The sequence below is a fragment of the Glutamicibacter ardleyensis genome, assembly GCF_014644555.1.
GTDB classification, from domain to species: Bacteria; Actinomycetota; Actinomycetes; order Actinomycetales; family Micrococcaceae; genus Glutamicibacter; species Glutamicibacter bergerei.
Genome location: NZ_BMKX01000014.1, coordinates 18973 through 36314 on the forward strand (window position 1 = coordinate 18973; position 17342 = coordinate 36314).

General features: G+C 55.4%; 14 protein-coding genes and 1 pseudogene. 7 read left to right on the top strand and 8 right to left on the bottom strand.

The features are described 5' to 3' along the window. The first annotated feature begins 2 nt into the window (after positions 1-2). The 3 genes from IEX04_RS17930 (at position 3) to IEX04_RS17940 (ending at position 2371) form a co-directional block, all read left to right on the top strand. Positions 3-1292 carry an AI-2E family transporter gene (locus tag IEX04_RS17930; protein ID WP_188687431.1) on the top strand — a complete coding sequence of 430 codons (1290 nt, stop codon included), beginning with the start codon at positions 3-5 and terminating at the stop codon, positions 1290-1292. 74 nt (positions 1293-1366) lie between these two features. Further along, on the top strand, positions 1367-1897 hold the full coding sequence (locus tag IEX04_RS17935) for a GNAT family N-acetyltransferase (protein ID WP_229677243.1): 531 nt from the start codon (positions 1367-1369) through the stop codon (positions 1895-1897). 222 nt (positions 1898-2119) lie between these two features. After that, positions 2120-2371, top strand: a complete 252-nt coding sequence (locus tag IEX04_RS17940; protein WP_096254649.1) for a type II toxin-antitoxin system Phd/YefM family antitoxin — start codon at positions 2120-2122, stop codon at positions 2369-2371. A 201-nt stretch (positions 2372-2572) separates the two neighbouring features. On the opposite strand, the gene ndk is transcribed toward IEX04_RS17940, so the two are convergent. From ndk to IEX04_RS17965, 5 genes are all read right to left on the bottom strand, one after another. Further along, the gene (gene ndk / locus IEX04_RS17945) at positions 2573-2989 is read right to left on the bottom strand and encodes a nucleoside-diphosphate kinase (protein ID WP_096254648.1); all 417 of its coding nucleotides are present in this window, start codon (positions 2987-2989) and stop codon (positions 2573-2575) included. Positions 2990-3024: 35 nt separating this feature from the next. After that, positions 3025-3459 carry a DUF4233 domain-containing protein gene (locus tag IEX04_RS17950; RefSeq protein ID WP_096254647.1) on the bottom strand — a complete coding sequence of 145 codons (435 nt, stop codon included), beginning with the start codon at positions 3457-3459 and terminating at the stop codon, positions 3025-3027. Then, positions 3459-4814, bottom strand: a complete 1356-nt coding sequence (locus IEX04_RS17955) for a bifunctional folylpolyglutamate synthase/dihydrofolate synthase (protein ID WP_096254646.1) — start codon at positions 4812-4814, stop codon at positions 3459-3461. Before IEX04_RS17955 ends, IEX04_RS17950 begins: the two co-directional genes overlap by 1 nt. After that, positions 4811-8050 (bottom strand): isoleucine--tRNA ligase, encoded by a 3240-nt coding sequence (ileS, locus tag IEX04_RS17960; RefSeq protein ID WP_188687432.1) that lies wholly within the window; start codon positions 8048-8050, stop codon positions 4811-4813. Before ileS ends, IEX04_RS17955 begins: the two co-directional genes overlap by 4 nt. Before the next feature lie 489 nt (positions 8051-8539). Further along, positions 8540-9742, bottom strand: coding sequence for a glycerophosphodiester phosphodiesterase family protein (locus IEX04_RS17965; protein ID WP_188687433.1), 1203 nt, complete (start codon positions 9740-9742; stop codon positions 8540-8542). Between the two features lie 203 nt (positions 9743-9945). Between IEX04_RS17965 and IEX04_RS17970 the strand changes: the two genes are divergently transcribed. The 4 genes from IEX04_RS17970 (at position 9946) to IEX04_RS17985 (ending at position 14478) form a co-directional block, all read left to right on the top strand. Beyond that, the gene (locus tag IEX04_RS17970; RefSeq protein WP_229677244.1) at positions 9946-11226 is read left to right on the top strand and encodes a sensor histidine kinase; all 1281 of its coding nucleotides are present in this window, start codon (positions 9946-9948) and stop codon (positions 11224-11226) included. Then, positions 11223-11840 (top strand): response regulator, encoded by a 618-nt coding sequence (locus IEX04_RS17975; protein WP_188687434.1) that lies wholly within the window; start codon positions 11223-11225, stop codon positions 11838-11840. Before IEX04_RS17970 ends, IEX04_RS17975 begins: the two co-directional genes overlap by 4 nt. A gap of 96 nt (positions 11841-11936) precedes the next feature. After that, positions 11937-14042 carry an MMPL family transporter gene (locus tag IEX04_RS17980; protein WP_188687435.1) on the top strand — a complete coding sequence of 702 codons (2106 nt, stop codon included), beginning with the start codon at positions 11937-11939 and terminating at the stop codon, positions 14040-14042. Continuing rightward, entirely contained in the window at positions 14035-14478 is a 444-nt protein-coding gene (locus IEX04_RS17985; RefSeq protein WP_188687436.1) for a DUF2871 domain-containing protein, read from the top strand. Before IEX04_RS17980 ends, IEX04_RS17985 begins: the two co-directional genes overlap by 8 nt. 139 nt (positions 14479-14617) lie before the next feature. Here IEX04_RS17985 and IEX04_RS18945 read toward each other — a convergent pair whose 3' ends face one another. The 3 genes and pseudogenes from IEX04_RS18945 to IEX04_RS17995 all read right to left on the bottom strand — a co-directional run bounded on the left by IEX04_RS18945 (position 14618) and on the right by IEX04_RS17995 (position 17333). Continuing rightward, positions 14618-15088 (bottom strand): BRCT domain-containing protein, encoded by a 471-nt coding sequence (locus IEX04_RS18945; RefSeq protein ID WP_229677246.1) that lies wholly within the window; start codon positions 15086-15088, stop codon positions 14618-14620. Positions 15089-15195: 107 nt separating this feature from the next. Continuing rightward, positions 15196-15621 (bottom strand): annotated as a pseudogene (locus IEX04_RS18950) (3'-5' exonuclease); the annotation flags it as partial. 257 nt (positions 15622-15878) lie between these two features. Next, complete coding sequence (locus IEX04_RS17995) at positions 15879-17333, bottom strand: FAD-dependent oxidoreductase (RefSeq protein ID WP_096254639.1); 1455 nt, start codon at positions 17331-17333, stop codon at positions 15879-15881. Positions 17334-17342: the final 9 nt, after the last annotated feature.

Consider the following 17342-nt stretch of genomic DNA (forward strand, 5'->3'; position numbering starts at 1 on the left):
CCATGGATTTTCTCCGTAAACTTAAGTTGCCGCAGCGTCAGCCAAAAGCCGCTCCGTCAGCATCCCCAGAGCCTCCGGTAGGTGAACTTCTCAACGAGTCTGAAGCGGCTAAGCCCAACTTCACAGTACCCGGGCTATGGACGGACATGCTCGGTCGTCTGGGTATTCGCAGCGCACAGTTGCTAATCGTCGGAACACTAGCAGCGTTCTTTATTATTGGCTTGTTGCGCCTCACAGTGATCGTTATCCCGACCCTGCTCGCGGTGATTATTTCTTGCGCATTGTGGCCACTGGTACTGAAACTGCGCAAGGTCTTCTCCCCCTTGCTTTCCGCATGGATTGTCTTCCTCGGTTCATTATTGGTGCTTGGCGGAATTGGTACCGGCTTAGTCTTCTCGGTCATCAAAGAATGGCCTAGGCTTGTTGATCAGGCGGTCGAGGGCTTTAATCAGCTCAACGACATGGTCCAAGGTTTCATTGGCAATATGCCACTATCCATTGATCAATCGCAGATCGATAGTGTCGTAAATTCCGTCACCTCGTTCCTGACAAGTTCGCAGTTCGGAACAGGCGCGCTCAACACGCTCAGTGCCGCCGGTAGCTTCGTGACCGGACTGGTCTTACTGCTGGTGATATTGTTCTTCTTCCTGAAGGACGGCGACCGGATCTGGGCTTTTGCCGTCTCTTGGACGCCAAAGCACTACCGCAACAAGTGGATTCTTTCCGGAGATCGTGCTCTGCGCACCTTCGGCGGATACATTCGTGGAACCGCAACAGTCGCCGCCGTAGATACTCTGGGTATCGCAGCGACGTTGTTGATCTTGCAAGTTCCTTTGGCTCTGCCGCTGGCGGTTATTGTCTTCCTCGGTTCGTTCATTCCGATGGTTGGTGCCACCGTGGCCGGTATTTTGGCTACGCTGATCGCCTTGGTAACCAACGGTCCAGTCGTCGCATTGATCGTGCTGGCAGCGGTAATCATCGTCAACCAGCTAGAAGGTAACTTCCTTCAGCCGGTGGTCATGGCCAACGCGCTGAACTTGCATGCTCTTGTAGTCTTGATCGCTCTGGCCGCCGGCACCGTGCTGGCAGGCATTATCGGCGCCGTGTTGTCTGTGCCATTGACCGCAGCTGCTTGGGCAGTGGTCAAGGTCTGGACGGATAGAGATAACTCGCATGCCGTTGATGATGCCAAGAAGGACATCGAGGCGGAGGTCAAACCAGAAGATAATAAAAAATCGCTGGACACCGACGATTCTCTTCCCGAAGGCACCCCCCGAGGTGCCGAAAGCTAGAACTCGATAGTGCATTGTCTTGGCCTCACCGATTGTGGTGGGGCCAAGACTTTTTTGTATTGAAAGGAGTAGACGTGCCTGGAATAAAACGTGAAATCATCACCACGCATACAACGGTGTCCCTAGGTCGTTTTCTGCCCTCGGACTTTGCTGCCGTACATGAGTACGCCACCGACCCGCTGGTCTATCGATATGCCGAATGGGGCCCGAACACCGAAGCGCAGACTCACGAGTACCTGTTGGAGGCCTGTACGCCGTCCACAGAGGCGTTAACTCTGGCAATGCTCGTCGAAGGTCAGCTCATTGGGGCCGCGGCCGTGTGGACCACCGACGAGCGACACCGGTGCGGCGAGCTTGGCTACAGCCTCAACCAGCGCTACTGGGGTCGCGGATACGCTACCGAAGCGGCACAGTTGCTCCTTGAACTAGGCTTTGGCACTCTTGATCTGCATCGCCTCACTGCCACGTGCGCGCCACAGAATACCGCTTCCCGCCGGGTCTTGGAAAAGGCTGGCTTGAACTATGAGGGGCTGTTACGCGGACACAAACTCATCAATTCTCAGCGCCGCGATTCATTGCTATTCGCAAAGCTCAGAACTGATTAGGGCCGTCATCTGGAGACCTGCAACGTTGCGCTTTCTTCTAGTGATGTGTTTAATGTGACTCAAGTGAAAGAAGCGGCTTTATGTGACAAGTGCGGCGCCTGGAGAATCGTTGTCACAGCAACAAGATCCGGTTTTTAGTTAGATCTGATCTCAACGCAGGCCACGCTTGACTACACCAACGAAGTGCCTTTGAGCGCTCACTGCGATATTTAGGAGGTACTCATGCTGAATTTCAGCTATGAGGATGCACTAAAGAATTTTTCTAGTTTGGTCGATAATGTCGTGACCGAACATGCAGTTGTCTCTGTTTCCAGGTCCCCCAAAGAATCTGTCGTCATGCTCTCCAAAGATGATTATGATTCCATTCGTCAGTCTTCGGTACCGGCCTCGGCTCATGCTTCATGGAGCTCATCCCCCGCTCCAAGCGCATCACTTGTACCGCATTCGCATAACTCCCTGGATGACTGGTTCTAAGTTCCAGCGGAGCTCCTGAGCATGAAGCAGTGAATTGAGTGCTTGCAACATTGCTCCTTCCTCAGCCGTCCAGCTTAATATTTCTTTTCTGCTCGCGCTTCTTAGCGTTGCTTAGCCCGGGCTGGATACTAAAAATCCCTGTCCGCCCTTTAGAGGGCAGACAGGGATTTTTGCTCTCGTCGAAGAGCGATACAACGTGGCTTACTTGGCGAACCAGATGCCGATTTCACGTTCTGCAGACTCAACCGAGTCCGAACCGTGAACCAGGTTCTGCTGAACCTTCAGGCCCCAGTCGCGTCCGAAGTCACCACGGATAGTGCCCGGTGCTGCGCTGGTTGGATCGGTAGTACCTGCAAGCGAGCGGAAACCTGGGATGACTCCCTGGCCTTCGGCAACAATCGCAACAACTGGGCCCGAGAGCATGAATTCCACCAGTGGCTCGTAGAATGGCTTGCCCTCGTGCTCTGCGTAGTGCTCGGCCAGCAACTCGCGAGTTGCGTTCAGCTGCTGCAACTCGGCGATGGTGTAGCCCTTCGCTTCAATGCGAGCGAGGATCTGGCCGGTTAGGCCGCGCTTCACACCGTCTGGCTTGACGAGAATGAGAGTACGTTCGGTCATGTTTCTACCTCTTCGTTCCTAGATACTTTGGTTTATTAAGATTCTACGTTTGGGTGGGCGCGGTCCCACTCGGCTTGTGCAGCGGCTCGGCGTTTGTCTTCAACGTCCATTTCGCCACCCTTCTTCAGCGCGTACCACCAGCACAGGCCAAAGAAGACCGACAGGTAGAACATGTCTACCAGGATGAACCCAGTCAGGAAGAACAGCACCTGAAGGATCCAGCCGATTAAGTAGCCGGCAGGCTTACGCAATAGCGCGCAGGTGACGATGCACAGTACTGCCATCGCGGCACCCAGGCTAAGCACTACCGCAGGTTCGGCGCGCTTGAGCCCGAAAGCTGCCAGGGTGACAAAGATGGCGAGAAACGCCTCACAGGTCAACACCGTGGAAGCAAACATCACCTTGGTGGATCGGGGCTTCTTTTTCATCCCCGGACGCCACTCGCGCTGCGCCTTAGTTAACTTGGCCATTAGGAGCTCTGCCCTCCCTTGAGCAGTAGTGAGATTTCGCCCACCAGTGTAATCGAACCGGTGACAAGTACGCCTCCGGCCAGGTCGTCTCCGGATTCGGCGCGTCCCACGCACCACTCCACCGCGTCTTCAAGATTTTCGGTGACGTGTAGGTCTTCCTCCGGCCACCCAGCCTCGATAGCCATGGTGGACAGTTCGCCAGCAGGAATTGCGCGTGGTGAAGAGGACTGGGTCAAGCAAAGGTCATCAACCAGATCGCCGTACTCTTCACGCATGGTGTATAGCATCGCTTCGGCGTCCTTTTCCTGCAGGATGCCGACCATGAGCACTAAGCGGGAGAAGCCGAAGGATTCTTTGATTGCTTCCGCGCTGGCTTTAATACCATCGGGATTGTGTCCGGCATCAACCAAGATGCTCGGTGCACTGCGCACCAGCTCTAGTCGGCCCGGGCTGGTGGTGGCGGCAAAGCCATCACGGACAAGTTCCACGTTGAGTTCGCGTTCGCCACCTCCGAGGAAAGCTTCAACGGCAGCCAGTGCAACGACAGCGTTCTGTGCTTGGTGTGCACCGTATAGCGGCAGGTAGATCTCGTCGTAACGACCCGCCTGCCCCTCTATGGACAATACCTGTCCGCCAACGCCCATGGTGCGGTCAATGAGTTTGAAGTCCCTGGTTTCAAAGGCCATGGGAACTTCCAGTTCACGCACCTTAGAAACCAATACCTCGGCCGCGTCTTCTGGTTGCCGTGCGGAGACTAGGTAACCGCCTGGCTTAAGAATTCCAACCTTTTCTTCGGCGATGAGCTCGGTGGTATCCCCCAGCAAATCGGTATGATCCAACGAAATCGGGGTGAACACGGACACTTGGGCATCTGCCACATTAGTCGCGTCGGTAATTCCGCCAAGGCCTACCTCCAACACAACAACTTCCACCGGTACCTCGGCGAAAATCGCGAAGGCGAGGATGGTCACCGCTTCGAAGTAGGTCAGCCGATTCTCTGATTGCTCGGCAAGTTCCGCGTCGACTAGGTCCAGAAACGGGGCTATCTCATCCCAGACGCGCACGAACGTCTCGTCATCAACTGGTTCCCCGTCAATGCTGATTCGTTCGGTGACCTTCAGCAGATGTGGCGAGGAGTAGCGTCCGGTACGGATATCGTGTGCCTGCAGCAGCGACTCGATCATGCGTGCGGTGGAAGTTTTTCCGTTGGTACCGGTGATGTGTATAACCGGCGCAGCCTTTTGCGGCTCCCCCAAGATTTCCATGGCACGAAACATCGGGTCCATGCGTGGTTCGATCTTGTTTTCTGGCGCGCGAGCCAGTAACTGGGCGTAGACGCGCTCTAGATCACTCATACGGTGCGCTCCACTTCAATTTTCGTTTCAACCTGCGACTCATCAATGACCAGGTCCAAGACGTCGGTCAAGGTTTCACTGCTGATCAGTTCGCGGTTGCTTTCCAACGCTTCAACGGTCTGCGCGGTAGCGGTGATGACCGTACGAATACGATCCGAAACCTGCAGGTCTGCTTCCTTGCGGGCCGACTGGATGGCGCGAACCATATCGCGGGCGGTACCTTCGGCAGCAAGTTCCGCGGTGACCTCGGTATCCAATACCAAGAAGCCTCCGTCGATGACGGCTGCCGCAATTTCGGCCGCCTCATCAACTACGGTGTCCAAGGTGTATTCACCCTCGGCCAGTTCTAGGCCTCCAGCGGTGACCACGCCAGCGGTCACCGACCAGTCCCCGGACTTAGCGCCCTTGATAGCTTGCTGGACGTTCTTGCCCAAGCGTGGACCGGCAGCACGAGCATTGACCACCAGCTGCTGGCTGATGCCATAACTTGCGGTGTCCACTCCGGCAGCATCGATCAGGGTGACTGACTTCAGGTTCAGTTCGTCCTTGATGATCGAAGCGTAGGTGCCTTCTAGACGCGCTGCGTCGGTGAGTACTACCTTCAGCTCTGCCAGTGGCAAGCGTACGCGCAGGTTTTTGGCCTTACGCAGTGAGGAGCCTACAGAGCAGATCTTTCGGGTGGTGTCCATGGTTTCCAGCAACACCGTATCGGCTGGGAACTCATTGGCATCTGGCCAGTCGGTCAGGTGCACCGAGCGTTCCCCGGTCAGCCCGCGGAAGATTTCTTCGCTGGCCAGTGGCAACAGCGATGCCGAAACCTTCACGAGGGTTTCCAACGCGGTGTACAGCGTGTCGAAGGCCTGAGTATCTTCGTCGAAGAAGCGCTGGCGCGAACGGCGCACGTACCAGTTGGTCAGCGTGTCCATGTAGTGACGAACAGCTTCGGTAGCATCCGATACTTCATAGGTGTCCAGTGCTTCGGTGACTTCGCGAACGAGTTCTCCGGTGGCCGCGAGCATGTACTGATCCAGTGGGTCAGTAGAGCTGGTTGAACGCTTAGCTTCGTAGCCGGCTCCGTTATTCGCGGAGTTGGTGTACAGGTTGAAGAAGTGCCAGACGTTCCATAGGGGCAGCAGGACTTGACGCACGCCATCGCGGATACCCTGCTCGGTCACTACCAGATTGCCACCACGCAGAATTGGTGAGGCCATCAGGAACCAACGCATCGCGTCGGAACCGTCGCGGTCCAAAACTTCGTTGACGTTCGGGTAGTTCTGCAACGACTTGGACATCTTCTGCCCGTCGGATCCGAGCACAATGCCATGGGAGATGACGTTGGTGTAGGCCGGGCGGTCAAACAGTGCGGTGGACAGCACGTGCATGGTGTAGAACCAACCACGAGTCTGGCCAATGTACTCCACGATGAAATCTGCTGGGTGGTGACCTGAGTCGAACCACTGACCGTTTTCAAATGGGTAGTGGACCTGTGCGTAAGGCATGGAACCTGAGTCGAACCAGACATCAAGCACGTCTTCAACGCGTGAGAGAGTGCCGCCTTCGGCGCAACCCTCGTGAGCCTTGGTCAGCTCATCGATGAATGGTCGGTGCAGGTCTGGCTGTCCTTCATGATTCAGCGGAAGGCGTCCGAAGAAGTTCTTGATCTCTTCAAGCGAGCCAAAAACCTCGCGGTGGGTACACTCAACGCCCGAGCATTCCCATACTGGGATTGGCGAACCCCAGTAGCGGTTGCGTGAGATGGACCAGTCGCGGGCGTTTTCCAGCCACTTACCGAACTGGCCGTGCTTCACGTTGCCTGGGATCCAGTTGATCTGCTCATTGAGCTCGACCATCCGGTCCTTGATCTTGGTGACTTCCACGTACCACGAGGAGATGGCGCGGTAGATCAGTGGCGTACGGCAGCGCCAGCAGTGTGGGTAGGAGTGCTCATAGGAAGCCTGCTTAACCAAGCGGGCGTCTTCCTTCAGTACGTTCGTGATGGTTTTGTTAGCGTCGAAAACCTGCACGCCGGCGATGTCGTTCAGTGGGCCGCCAGCAAACAGTGGAAGGAACTTCGCACCCTCGTCTATCGAGAGCACTACCGGGATGCCGTGTGCTTCACAGACCTGCTGGTCGTCTTCGCCGTAAGCCGGGGCCTGGTGCACGATACCGGTACCGTCACCCACGGTGACGTAGTCAGCGGTAACAATCTGCCAAGCGTTTTCGGTACCGTATTTTTCGGTATCGGTAAAGGTGTCCCACAGTGGTTCGTAGCGGACCCCCGCAAGTTCGGAGCCTTGGAAACTCGCGGTGATCGCCGAGGCGGCTTCCTTCGCGTCTTTGTAGCCAAGATCTTTTGCATAGGAGCCAAGTAGGTCTTTGGCCAGCAAGAATGGTCCGGCGGCAGCGGAAGCCTTCACACCGGCCTCACCTGCAGGCACAACAACGTATTCGATCGCTGGGTGCACGGCCAGGGCCGCGTTAGTCGGCAGGGTCCAAGGGGTCGTCGTCCAGGCCAATGCCTGAACGCCGGCAAGTTCCTTGGAAACTTCAGTTTCCCCGGCACGAATCGTGAAGCCGACGGTGACCGTCTGGTCCTGGCGGTTCTTGTACACGTCGTCGTCCATGCGCAGCTCGTGGTTGGACAGCGGGGTTTCGTCTTTCCAGCAGTAAGGCAGGACGCGGAAGCCCTGGTAGGTCAGGCCCTTGTCCGAAAGCTGCTTGAAGGCCCAGATGACCGATTCCATGAACTCAACGTTCAGGGTCTTGTAGTCATTTTCGAAGTCAACCCAACGTGCTTGGCGGTTGACGTATTGCTTCCACTCATCGGCGTATTTCATCACCGAGGTGCGGCAAGCATCGTTGAACTTGTCGATACCCATCGACTCGATCTGCTGCTTGTCGGTCATGCCCAGCTGCTTCATGGCTTCCAGCTCGGCTGGCAATCCGTGGGTATCCCAGCCGAAGCGGCGTTCTACGCGTTTGCCACGCTGGGTCTGGTAGCGGGCCACCAGGTCCTTGACGTAGCCGGTGAGCAGGTGGCCGTAGTGCGGCAGGCCGTTAGCGAAAGGAGGACCATCGTAGAAGACGAACTCTTCACCCTCACGCTGGTCAATGGAGGCCTGGAAGGTGCCGTCATTCTTCCAGTATTCGAGGACTCGCTTCTCAATTTCTGGGAAACGCGGTGAGGCCGGGGTTGAACCGGTCGGGTCGGTAGTGACCTTTGGGTAGAAGCTCATCGAAATGGCCATCCTTCAAGCGTAGGGTCAAAAAATCTTGCCTACGAGGACGACACTTGGCCGCGGTACCACCCCGCTTATTTCCCACCGTGATGCTCACGCAAAAAGTGAAAAACCGCTTCTCATCAGCTATGACGGGCTGGTCCCGCTTGGTTCTACTGGATCAAGTGCAAATCTGCATCCTGATTCTTCTTCCAAGGACTCCCCGGTGATATCCGGATCAATGTCGCGTACCTACCAGTCTAGCGCGTATTGACCACGCTGAAAACTCAATCAGCATCGATGAAAGCTGAATCACTTCTGTCAACCTGGTTGGGCTTGAGCCTACTTTTAAGCCCCGTATTTTTAGTGCCACAAACACTGGCTGATGTCATCGCGTAGCCGATAGGAAAAGACCTATTGGACAACTGACTCGATGAGTAGCTCACGTAGTTCGCCGGGTCGCGAAGATGCTACTCCGTGGCCCGGCGAACGATCCCTTACCCGGGATTAGTTGGCGAAAGTATCGGCCAGCTTATCTTTTGCTGTCCACAATGCCACCGAATCTCCACCGTTGTTCAGCACACTAGCAGTGCCGCCGTTGTAGTACGCCTGTGCAGAGTTAGTCCCCGGGCCGGTGTAGACACGCAGCTCTTGGCCTGGCTGCAGCGCATAACCCTCACCGATGGACAGCACGTTATTCCCGGCATCTCGAAGCAGGTATCCCGATACGTCAATCGTGCGCTTCGAATTATTAGTCAGCACCACATGTTCACCGGTTTCGGCTTGAACGTCATTGCCCGGGACATCGTTGACCGAGTCCTCGATCACCACACCATTGTTCGAGGGGAAAACTTTTTGCCCCTTCAAGTGACGGTGAATCTGCGCGGGGAAGTCTCCGGTCAAACGCTCCACCCCCAACTCCAAGGAAGCCTGGGCGGCCTGCACAGAATTGACAGTGTAGACCCCGAGACCCAGCCCGGCATTTTTCACTCGCTCTGCACCGGCCGCGTCAAGCGTGCGGTAGCTAGTACCGAATGAATCTGCGTAGCTGGCAATTTCCTCCAGTTCCGTAGCGCTTGGCACGGAACCAAGCAGTTGTTGCAACGGTACCTCCGGAGCGAGCGCGGCGAATCGTTTGTTCGAGGCTGCATCGAAGCTAAGAACCTCAATTTTTCCTCCCGCTTCTAGCGCACTCCATTGCGGATCGGTTTTAAGATAATCGGCCACAACCTGTTCTACCCCGGGGGACTTCGCCGGGGACTTGATCTCGATGAACACTCCCGTTTCGCCGGTCAGTGCATCAGCCACGTCGTCAAAGTGCGGGATCTTTTCGCCAACGAATTGCTCTGAGAAATACGAACCAACATCTAGGCGCTGAAGTTCATCCCAGGTGAAGGAGGTAATCGGATCATTCTCACGGCCCGGGAAGACCTCAGCCACGTTGCTGGTGCGCGCGGGAGTATCATCGTGGAAAATAAACGGCACGCCGTCTGCAGAGAGCTGAATATCAATCTCCACAAACCCTGCTCCCGAGCGGCTTCCGGTTTCAATGGCCGAAATCGTGTTCTCCGGCGCGACGCCTGCTGCACCACGATGACCTATCAAGATAGTCTCACCATTGTGTTTTGGACTGTCTGCCAGTACCGGGCTTACTACGGTAGCGGCTAAACAGGCGGTCAGGGCGCCAACTGCTAGGGAACGAATTTTCATTTCTACAATGTCCTTTGGCTTGAGAATGCTTCGCGGCTCACCCTTCCCGATGTAAACAACTCGTTATCAAACGCAAGATGAAGCAGAGCTAAAGTCTTGTTCAGTCCCCCGCCACGTCACCAAAGCTCCACGCGCAACTGCGCGGGGGCAAATGCTTTCGATAGAGTCAGAGTCATGAGTTTTAGACCATGGGTGGGTAAGTCATGAATATGCCCAGCGAAGCCACCGTGCCAGCATCCGGCAAATCGAGGTTTTCGCCTAAAATCGCACAACAACGAGCGCTCTCGGTGAGTGCTCTGCGCTGGGGGCAACACCTAATTACTGCGGTTTTGCTCCTTGTCGCGCTACTTCGTGCAGCATCGACCACAGCATCCAGTCTCTGGTTAGCCATCGCCGCGGCAGGACTTTTTGCTCTGTGGTACCTCTTCGGATTCGTAGTTCTCCGTTCCAAGGGAAGTACCCGACTACCGGGATATTGGCTCGCCGTGCTCGTCGCCATCTGGGCCCTAGGGATGAGCGCCTCACCGGAATTCATGTGGGTTGCCTTTAGCCTCTGGCTACTCATTGGCCACCAATTAGCCTTAGGGCTTTCCGTTGTCTGGTGCGCGGCAGTATATGTACTCACCGTTGTGGCTCCTTTCCTGCACCATGGTGCAACCACAGTCTCCGGAGTAGTTGGCCCACTGGTTGGTGGCACCTTCGCTTGGGGAATCTCCCGCGGATATTTACAGCTCGAACGTGATATCGCCGAACGCAACGAGCTTGTCTCCTCACTCTTACGCGCACATCAGGAAATGGCTGATCTTCAAGAGGAACTGGCACGCTCCCAGCATGAAGCCGGCGCACTCGCCGAACGTACCCGAGTGGCCAGAGAAATCCATGACACCATCGCTCAACAGCTCTCCTCCATTGGGCTCCATGCCAAAGCCGCCCTCCACACGCAGCAAACTGGCCAAGCAACCAACGCCTTAGAAAGAATCGAAGAGCTCTCCGGGCAAGGGCTGTCTGACCTACGCAGGATCATTGCCGCCATGTCACCAAGTGAATTAGATTCCCAAGCGCTCGCCGGAGCACTGCGGCGTATGCTCGAAGACTTTGAAAAGGATTGTGAGGTCTCCAGCGAGTTACGGGTGGATGTCGACCTTCCAGTGTTAGATCCCGGAATTCAGGTGGCCCTACTACGCACCGCCCAGTCCGCGCTTGCCAACGTGCGTCGCCACGCGAAAGCCACACGGACGGTAGTCTCATTGGCAGATACCGGTGATGCCATCAGATTAGATATCGTTGATGACGGCATTGGATTCAGCCTTAAAGAATGGCAATCCAACGTGGGAAAAAACCTAGAATCCGGTGGATTCGGCTTACCCGCCATGCGCCAACGTTTACGCGAACTAGGCGGCGGACTGGACATTGAAAGTACGCTGGGCGAAGGTACCGCTTTGTCGGCCTATGTCCCATTAAAGAACCCTGAGGCCGGAAATTGATTAACCTTATGCTGGTTGATGACCACCCAATCGTGCGCACCGGACTGCGCGCACTCTTTGAAAACTATGAGGACATTTCCGTGCTCAGCGAAGCTGGCAGCGGTGAAGAGGCAGTTAAGTTAGCCTCCCAAGTCCCGGTAGACGTGGTCTTGTGCGACCTCCGGCTGGGAGATGGCATGAATGGTGTGGCTACTACCGCGGCGCTTCGCGCTTTACCCAGTCCGCCCCAGGTTCTCATTTTGACCACCTTTGATAAGGATGCCGAGATCCTACAGTGCATCGAGGCCGGAGCCGCAGGGTACTTACTCAAAGATGTCGCCTCACAAACGATCATCGATTCGGTCCGCCAGGCGGCTGCCGGGCACACGGTGTTGGCCCCCGAGATGGCCCAACGTGTAGTGGCCGGGTTGCGTAAACCAAAAATTGCCTTGACCAGCCGTGAAGCCGAAGTATTAAAACACCTAGCCACGGGCCTAAGTAACCGCGAAATTGCACGGACGCTCTTCGTCTCCGAAGCGACCGTGAAGACTCACTTGGTGCATATTTTTGACAAGCTGCAGGCTCCTACACGCACCGCCGCGGTGCAGGCTGCACGCAACCACGGACTACTTTAGCAGCCCGCTCCTAGTAGGCGTATCAACCGAAGGGTTGAGATAGAGTTCGAACGCTTTCACGATTTGCTAAACCTCAATTTGGCATTGACTAGAAGTATGAAATCTCCAGTTCTCACATCGGTAGCGAATTCGCTCACCTCACGTCGCGGTGCACGCCTCTGGCTTCTCGGGGCGCTCGCTGTCATCCTTGCCGTTTTCGGTCTGCTCAGTTCCATTCCGGCAGCCGAACGCAGCACCAGTTCATTAGTCGCAGGCTCTGACTCAGCCACAGTGGCCAAGCTTCTCGAACAAATCCCCGATTCCGGTAAAGAGTCAGCATTACTCGTTGCCGGACACCCCGATCAGCAACAGCTGAGCAACACAGACCTCGCAGGACTAAACAACCTGTCCAGCAAGCTCAGCAATGAACTAAATGTCGAGATTTCCAAGCCGCTAGTCAGCGAGGACGGCAAGCTTTCTTTGCTGACCGCCTCCTGGGACAGCGCAGGCACCGACGCTGACCGTGCGATGGTCACTGATCTGCGTGAGCAGATCAGCACCGATGCAAACGCCGGGATACTCATCGAGGTTTCCGGAGCACCAGCCTTTGGGCTGGATTTGTCGGCAACCTTCGCCGGAGCAGACTTCACCTTGTTGGCAGTGACCATCGGCATTGTGGCGGTACTGTTGATTCTCACCTACCGCTCGCCGATTCTCTGGCTAATTCCCTTGGCTGTCGTTGGGCTAGCAGATCGCAGTGCGAGCCTCATCGCTAACGCACTCAGCGAGCCTTTCAACCTACACTTTGATTCCGGTGTGCTCAGCGTCCTGGTCTTCGGCGCCGGCACCAACTATGCACTATTGCTCATTTCCCGCTACCGTGATGAGCTACACCAGCACACCGATCACCGAGCTGCTCTTGCTAGCGCCTGGCGCAACAGCTTTGAAGCGATTGTTTCCTCAAACTTGACCGTAGTCTTGGCGCTGGCCACGATGGCCCTGGCCGTTATGGAGGACACCCGTGGCTTGGGTATTGTCTGCGCTGTAGGTCTACTGATCGCTGCCGGGTTCAACTTGTTCGTACTGACCCCAGTGATGGCACTGTGTGGCCGAAGAGTTTTCTGGCCGCTAGTTCCCCGCCCGGATCATGAAACTGCTAAACGTTCCATCTGGGGTAAAGCCGCAGCGGCGGTCATCAAGCGTCCGGTAGTCAACCTGAGCGCGCTGGTACTCATTCTTGGTATCTTGGCATCCGCGCTAGGTGCTACCAGTGTGGGACTACGCCAAACCGAACAGTTCCGTACGGCCACCGAATCGACTTCGGCGACCCAACGGCTGGCCGAGCACTTCCCCGTCGGAGAGACCGCGCCCATCACCGTCCTTGCTTCCCCTGGTACCGGCGAAGCGGTCACTACCGCGGCTAAAGCTGTCCACGGAGTAGAACGCGCGACACAATTGCCAGCACTGCCAGACAGCGGATCTGACCGCATCATGATAATCGGCAACAGCGAATCAGGTTCTCCGGAAAGCTTCGAACTGATCAAGTCACTGCGAACCGTGTTCGAGCAGATTCCCGGCGCTGAGGCCCTCGTTGGCGGAATCATTGCCGAAGCCTACGACTCGCACCAAAGCCACCTGCGTGACTTCCTGGTCATTGCGCCACTGATCTTGCTGGTCTGCCTCATCATGTTGTGGATTGTCACCGGAAAGTTCCGCACCGCCTTACTGCTCTCGTTGACGAACTTGCTCAGTGCCGCCGCCGCGGTGGGCTTGGGATCCCTAATCGGATCCATGGTTTTTGAAACCTCTGCTCTGGACGTTCAGGTTCCGCTACTTGCCTTCGTCTTCCTCGTCGCCCTCGGCGTCGACTACACGATCTTCCTGACACAGAGAGTCAAACAAGATGCCCTTCGCATGCCTCTGGCGGATGCAATCATCAATGCCACCAGCCGGACTGGAACGGTCATCACCAGCGCAGGCGTGGTCTTGGCAGGAGTGTTTGCGGCTTTGTCCAGTCTGCCGCTGATGGTCTTGGGGCTGCTTGGTCTGATCGTTGGTCTCGGAGTACTTATGGACACGTTCGTCGTACGCACCTTGCTACTACCGGCGTTGTTCATCTTGTTGGGCCGCACAAAATCTCCGGTCTTCGGATACCGCGGCAACAGCAACACCAAAGAAAATTCTTCAAACACCCAACTCATTGAAAGTGAAACTCATGCGTAAGCTCATCAACATCGCCTTTGCCTACATGCTCGTAGGCGTCGCCTCCGGACTGTTCTTCCGCGAATTCACCAAAATGAACGATTTCCCCGAAGGTGGTTGGACCCAGCTTTCGGTAGTCCATACACACCTGCTGGTCCTTGGTTTCGTCGTCACCTTGCTGGTGTTACTGCTGGAGAAGGCATTCAACATTAGCTCCCACCGCAAGCTCTACGCATGGTTCATGGGCACGTACCATGCCGGTGTCATCATCACCGCGGGAATGCAGCTGACCCACGGAATGCTCACGGTGCTGGACATTGAATCCTCTGCCATGATCTCCGGAATCGCAGGTCTTGGCCACATGGCGTTGACCGCTGGAATGATCTTGCTGTTCATCATGTTGCGTCGCAGCGTCGGAAGCACAAAACAGACTCCGCAGGAAGCCGTAGCAAGCTAACCTCACGACAAGGTTCTACAGCTCAGGGTGGCTCAGACATTATTAGTCTGAGCCACCCTGAGCATATTAATCCGAAAATACCTTCATACGAACTATAACTTTCTAGAACGTCAGGTTCTAAGGTACTAGGGTTCGATTATTAGTTAGACGTTGAGTCAGGAAGCACAATTTCTACGCCGCCAAGTTGTGTTCCACCGAGGCATCGAAGGAAGTCATCTTCCGTCATTACTTCGATATTTTGCCCTTTTTCTTGAAGGTCAAAGGCTTTACGCGCCTTTCCAGTGAGATCCGAACCTGGTCGCAAAACGGAGGGGTCGATGTCACCGAAGACCAAAACATTAGTGCGCTTGGTCGTATTGTTCTCCGGGACCGCACCGACTCTCGCGCACTCCTGCCGTGCGACGTCTCGAGACATTGATTGGAGTGCACCGGTAAAGACGACCACACGTCCGTACAAATAACCGTCGGGATCCGCATCGGTGTTGGTCTGAACCTCGATGATTGATTTGGAATTTGACTGCCGGCGCGCTGTGCCTCCCTGATAAATTCCCGGGGCCATATATCCGAAACGTACACCAACAGTGTCGGCAAGCTCTTGAAGATCTGACACTGCATGTTGCTCGGCCAGCTTGCTAACAATGCATGTTGCTCGGCCAGCTTGCTAACAATCTGCACGACAGCTCGAGCATCCGCGAGTGCATCATGGTGGTTCTCCAACGAAAAACCAAGAGACTCCACGACAAAGGGGAGGCGATAAGAAGGCAGCTCCATGGCTTTTCGGGCAGTCACTAGTGTGCACAGAAAGTTGAATTCTGGGCTTTCGATACCATCAACGGTGCAAGCGTAGCGGATGACGCCAGTATCGAAGGCAGCATTATGGGCAACGAGAATGTCATTCCCAACGAAATCAACAATGAGCGGCAGCACGTCTTTCCAGCGTGGGGCATCGGCGACCATGTCGGCTGTAATGCCGTGAATCGTGGTATTCCATGCATCGAAGGAGTCCACACCTTCTGGTGGACGGATCAAATAGTGACGCTCCTCCACAATCTGGCCATCTCGAACCCGGACAAGCCCCACTGAACATGGAGATCCCCTATACGAATTTGCCGTTTCAAAATCAATCGCAGTAAAGTCCAACATCCATTGCCTCAACTCTCAGCTCAAATACGATCCTTTAAGCCATTCTCTACCATTGCCACGACAAGTTGGGTTCTACCTCCCGAAGCGAAAGTTACATGAAGCAGGACAACTGTTGAAAGTTTCAAATATGGCAATATAAAGGTCTCCTCAGCGACCCGGATATGTTCTTCCTGGTGGCAAATTAGAACATTATGGGCGGTGCTCCTCAGCTATTACTGAGGGACACCGCCCATAATGTTCTGAGCCTGGGGTAGAACTTACAGGCTCTTAGCTAATTTTTTTGCTCGTGCAAACTCCAGCATTTCTTCGCGCTCAACTAGCTTGATGCGGTCACGGGTGATCTCACCGAAGCGGGTCGACACGGTACCGGCTTCGGCACCCAGAGCCTTTTCTTGCTCGTCCAGGCTCATCCAGCCATCCCAGTCGGCGTAGTCCACGCCACGGGACTCCAGCAGCTCTTCGATGCTCTGGTTCGAGGACGGAACCGGCAGGTTCGCCAAGTCTTCAAGCAGGTGGTTGATGGTCTCCAAGGCGTCACCCTTGGTGTGGCCAATTAGTCCGATAGGGCCACGCTTGATCCAACCGGTCGCGTACAAACCATCGATGTGGGTGCCTTCAGCGTTCAAGACTCGGCCTTCAACGTTTGGCAAGACACCGCGGTTTCCGTCGTATTCGATGTTGTCTACGGCAGAACCGAAGTAGCCAACTGCACGGTATACGGCCTGTACTGGATACTCGGTAAATTCACCGGTGCCCTTCACATTTCCGGTGCCGTCTAGTTCGTTGCGTTCAAGCTTCAGACCGGTGACCTTGCCGTCTTCACCGAGCACCTCAACCGGGGTCTGCAGGAAGTGCAGATGCAGTCGACGTGAAGCACTTGCGGTTTCCTCGGTCTCTTCCTGTTCAATCAACCAGTTGGTCAGGGTCGAGACCATGGTCTTCGTTTGGTTGCTGGTGCGGATTGCTTCTTCCGAACCTTCGTCGAAGTCAAAGTCCTCTTCGTACAAGACGATGTCTACATCTTTGGAATGCGATAGTTCGCGAAGCTCCAGCGGGGTGAACTTCACCTGTGCGGGGCCACGGCGGCCGAAGATATGTACATCGGTGACCGCGGAGCCGTTCAGCTGCTCATATACGTGAGCTGGAATTTCGGTCTCTAGCAGCTGGTCAGCATGTTTGGAGAGAATACGAGCGACGTCCAAAGCTACGTTGCCATTACCGATCACTGCTACTTCAGTGGCGGAAAGGTCCCAATCCTTCGCGGCATCCGGATGCGCGTCGTACCAAGATACAAAGTCTGCGCCACCGTGAGAGCCGGTAAGTTCAATGCCTGGGATGTTCAGGTCGGCGTCTTTTTGGGCACCTGTCGCGATAATGACCGCGTCATAGCGCTCGTGTAATTCGTCAAGGGTGATGTCCCGGCCCAGTCCAACGTTTCCGTAGAAGTTGATCCAGTCGTTGTTCAGCACCTTATGCAGGGCATTGATAATGCCCTTAATGCGTGGGTGGTCCGGGGATACGCCGTAACGGATCAGGCCGAACGGGGTAGGTAGCTCATCGAAGAGATCTACCTTCAGCGATAGTTCGCCAGAAGAAACCGGCTCGCTCTTATTGAGCATGTCCGCGGCGTAGATACCTGCGGGACCGGCACCGACAATGGCAACGCGCAGGGCGCGGGAGGTCAAATGTTCAGGTACGTGAACTTCACTCATCAAACAACA